A 4,062-nucleotide genomic window follows, 5' to 3' on the forward strand; every position below is an offset into this window, starting at 1 on the left:
ACGATTCTACGCTAACAGTTTGGAAATATCAGCGCTATATGCAAGATTACTTGGGAACGATTGCTTCGGTCGATGAGAATGTGGGTCGCGTTTTGGATTATTTGGATGAAGAAAAATTGGCCGATAATACCATCGTCGTTTATACGTCTGACCAAGGCTTTTATTTAGGCGAACACAACTGGTTTGACAAGCGTTTTATGTATAATGAATCGTTTAAAACGCCGTTATTGATCAAATGGCCAAATAAGATTAAACCAGGGATTACCGAAGATGAGATGGTTCAAAATTTAGATTTTGCACAAACATTTCTTGAAGCGGCCGGCATAAAAGCACCAGAAGATATGCAAGGTAAAAGTTTGATGCCCTTATTAACCGGAAAAAAAGAACTTTGGGATAGAGATGCTATTTATTACCATTACTATGAATATCCTGCAGAACATGCTGTGAAAAGACATTACGGAATTGCCACCAAGGAGTTTAAATTGATCCATTTTTATTTTGATGTGAATGAATGGGAACTTTATGACCGCAAGAAAGATCCGAAGGAAGTTAATAATGTTATCAACGATCCTGCCTATGCGCAAGTCGTAAAAGAGATGAAGCAAAAACTTCAAGATTTACGTAAGAAATACAAGGATTCCGAAACACTTGATAATTATTATATCAACCTTTATAAAAAGTAATAAGCTGCTATGATTTTAAAATGTTTAAATATATTTTCATAATACTATAAAGGTGCCAGTTAGTTTTGGCACCTTTGTTTTTGTTGTTATTTTCGGCAATACGCACTTTTATCAATACATTCACGCTTAATGATTTTAGACTCTAAATAAGTTTAAATCATTATTTACCCCTTTTTTAAACTATGAAAAAAACACTCCTTTTCCTATTTGTTGTCATTGGAAGCATGACGAGTTATGCGCAATTGATTCCTGCTCCAGAGACTTTGAAATTTAATAAAGGACACTTTGTTCTGGATGCTACAACAGGAATTGTGGTCACTGGTTTAGAGCCGCAAGACGGTTCTAAGTTGATCCATTATCTGACGGATAAAATAGAAACTGAAACGGGTGTTCGTTTGTCATCACAAAAAGGGAAGGTCAAAAATATCGTGTTTGAAGTTTTAAACCATCCGAGTAAAAATTTAGGAGAAGAAGGTTATCTTTTAAATATTTCCTCTGCCGAAATCAATATTGTAGCCAATTCATATGCAGGATTGTTTTATGGCACACAGTCGCTTTTACAATATGTAATTGCCAATAAAATGCAATCGCCAATTAAAATTCCGAACCTAAGCATTAGCGACAAACCCAATGTAGCTTGGCGTGGTATGAATATGGATGTGAGCCGACATTTTTTTAATTCCAATGCGATTAAAGAACTCTTGGATTTACTGGCCTTTTATAAAATGAATGTCTTCCATTGGCATTTGGCAGATAACGAAGGCTGGCGATTGGAAATTAAAAAATATCCAAAGCTTACAGATATTGGCGCTTGGCGTACTGAAATCCCGGGTAGTATCATGTATAAAAAGGATTCTACGTATACCAAAAAGTTGGACGGCGAACCCTACCAATATGGCGGATTCTATACTCAAGAGCAAGTCAAGGAAATTGTCGCTTATGCCAAAGATCGAAATATCACGATAGTTCCAGAGATCGATGTGCCAGGACATTCTGGAGCGGCTTTATCAGCGTATCCTGAGTTTTCATGTGAAAAGCACATTCAAGAAACTCCAAACTCCACCTTATGGAATGGCGTGGTCAATCCTGAAAATGTTAATCTGAATTATTGCGCAGGTCAGGAATCTACCTTTGAATTTTTAGAGAATGTGTTTACCGAAGTGATGGACTTATTTCCTTCGAAATATATTCATGTAGGCGGCGATGAGGTGGATAAATCCTATTGGAAGAAATGTGCTACTTGTCAAAAAAGAATGACTGATGAAAGTTTAAAAGATGAAAATGAATTGCAGAGTTACTTCATAAAACGGGTAGCGAAATTCTTGGAAACTAACGATCGTAAATTGATCGGCTGGGATGAGATTTTGGAAGGTGGCGCTCCAAAAAATGCAACGGTTATGTCATGGCGAGGCGAAAAAGGCGGCATTGAAGCGGCAAAATTACAGCAACAAGTGATCATGATCCCCAACGATCCGCTCTACTTCAACAGATATCAGGATGATCCTAAAAATGAGCCTTTAGCTGAAATATGGGGCATTAACACTTTAGAAAAAGTATATAATTATAACTTGATTCCAACGGAGCTAACTAAAGAGGAAGCCACTTATATTATTGGTGGTCAGTTTGCCATTTGGACGGAATTTATTTCTTCAGTGGAATATTTGGAATATACCTTATTACCTAGAATGCCTGCGTTTGCTGAAAATATGTGGTCTATTCCTGAAAAGAAAAGATATTCTGGTTTTATCGAGCGTTTAAATAGGATGCATTATGATTATTGGAAAGCGAATGGGATTCGTTTCCATCCGAAACATTATATAAAATCGGTGTATTAATCGGTAGAGATATATTAATTTTTTTAGACACGAATTTCATTAATTGTCTCGAATGGATAAACTATCCTAATCTGTGATAATCCGTGAAATCCGTGTCTAACTTTTTTAATCCGTTTACCAATACTTTACTATTATATCAAAACAAAAACTATGTTTAAAAGAACTTTTGTCGCCTACTGTTTCTTCCTTTTAGGAACAGTTTTAGTAACAGCTCAATATAATCCTGAATTTTCCAAAGCAGGATTTTTTCCACGTGAGAACACCGGAAGGGAAGTCTTTTCAATGAATGTGGCCTGGCGTTTCCATAAAGGCGCCATGGCTAACGCAGAAGTCTCAGACCTTAATGATAGCACTTGGTCCGTAGTCAATCTCCCTAACGGGATTGAATATTTGCCAGAAGATGCCAGCGGCGGTGCCAATTATCAAGGCGAAGTGTGGTATCGTAAACATTTTACACCTGATTCTGGACTTAAAGGAAAAAAGCTCTTTTTGCATTTTGAAGCGATTATGGGCAAGTCTAAAGTTTATGTGAACGGCAAATTACTGAAAGAACATTTTGGAGGTTATTTACCGGTTATTGTCGATATCACCGAACATTTAAATTGGGGTAAAGACAACGTGATTGCGGTTTGGGCAGACAACAGTAATGATCCGGCATATCCACCAGGAAAAGATCAGGAAGTTTTGGACTTTTCTTATTTTGGTGGGATTTACAGAGATTGTTGGTTGATTTCATGATATAAAAAAAGACCATGTTAAATCAATAACATGGTCCTTTTGCATTTCGTTTAAACCATTCAGGATTTTACTTGTCAGCCGAAGTTTCAGCGTTGTAGGAAAACCTGAAAGGTTATTTTATCTAGTCAGAAAATCAGTCCTTAAAACTTCACAGTATTCAAATTTTTATCTACCAATAGCCCTTCAATAGCTTTTAAATTGAAGGTCAGATTTTGGTTGGCTCGGAATTTAATGATGAACAATTCTTTCGTTCCCTCCATGGTTTCTTGGTTTCCTAAGTTCACAAAGGTTGGATATAAGACTTTTTCTCTGTTGGAATGCAATCTGTCATTGGTCACATTTTCCATTTTCAAAGTGTTTGAAGACTCAATACCGAGGAATTTATAACTTGATTCTTTGTAAGGCAATGCAAAACTCAAGGCGTTTACATCTTTCAAGTCTTTACCAGAAACTACGATTTCGATGATTTCATCTTTAGCGTAGGTTTTCTTTTTAGTCGAAATGGTAATGCCACCAGCAACTTTTACGGACTCTGCATTCTTCACGCCACCGTCAATACGCGTCGCCACTACAGAGATATCATAAGCATCAATGAGGTTGTTTTTATTGACATCCCCATTACTGACATAGCCTTCAAAATCGGCATCGCCCAATCGTAATCCCATATAATTGATATATGAAGTCAAGTCATTTCGGTCAATTAAACGGTCGTTATTGATATCGCCAGGACGATAACTTTCGGTGCCTTCAACTTTAAAGATATAGAGTTCACTACCAGATCCGAAATTGCCAACGGCTTGGTCTAC

General features: G+C 36.9%; 4 protein-coding genes. 3 read left to right on the forward strand and 1 reads right to left on the reverse strand.

Annotation, left to right across the window (positions count from 1 at the left end; genetic code table 11):
* The 3 genes from ABIQ28_RS01745 to ABIQ28_RS01755 form a co-directional block, all read left to right on the forward strand.
* On the forward strand, positions 1-683 hold a 683-nt coding region (locus tag ABIQ28_RS01745; RefSeq protein ID WP_348035030.1), incomplete at its 5' end, for a sulfatase/phosphatase domain-containing protein.
* A gap of 182 nt (positions 684-865) precedes the next feature.
* Positions 866-2,518 carry a beta-N-acetylhexosaminidase gene (locus tag ABIQ28_RS01750; protein ID WP_348035031.1) on the forward strand — a complete coding sequence of 551 codons (1,653 nt, stop codon included), beginning with the start codon at positions 866-868 and terminating at the stop codon, positions 2,516-2,518.
* Positions 2,519-2,668: 150 nt separating this feature from the next.
* Positions 2,669-3,256: a sugar-binding domain-containing protein gene (locus tag ABIQ28_RS01755; protein WP_348035032.1), complete on the forward strand. Its 588-nt coding sequence runs from the start codon at positions 2,669-2,671 to the stop codon at positions 3,254-3,256.
* Between the two features lie 140 nt (positions 3,257-3,396).
* On the opposite strand, the gene ABIQ28_RS01760 is transcribed toward ABIQ28_RS01755, so the two are convergent.
* Positions 3,397-4,062: dockerin type I domain-containing protein (locus tag ABIQ28_RS01760; RefSeq protein WP_348035033.1), on the reverse strand; the 666-nt coding region annotated here is incomplete at its 5' end.

It is taken from the genome of Gelidibacter sp. (assembly GCF_039916245.1).
Classification (GTDB): Bacteria; Bacteroidota; Bacteroidia; order Flavobacteriales; family Flavobacteriaceae; genus Gelidibacter.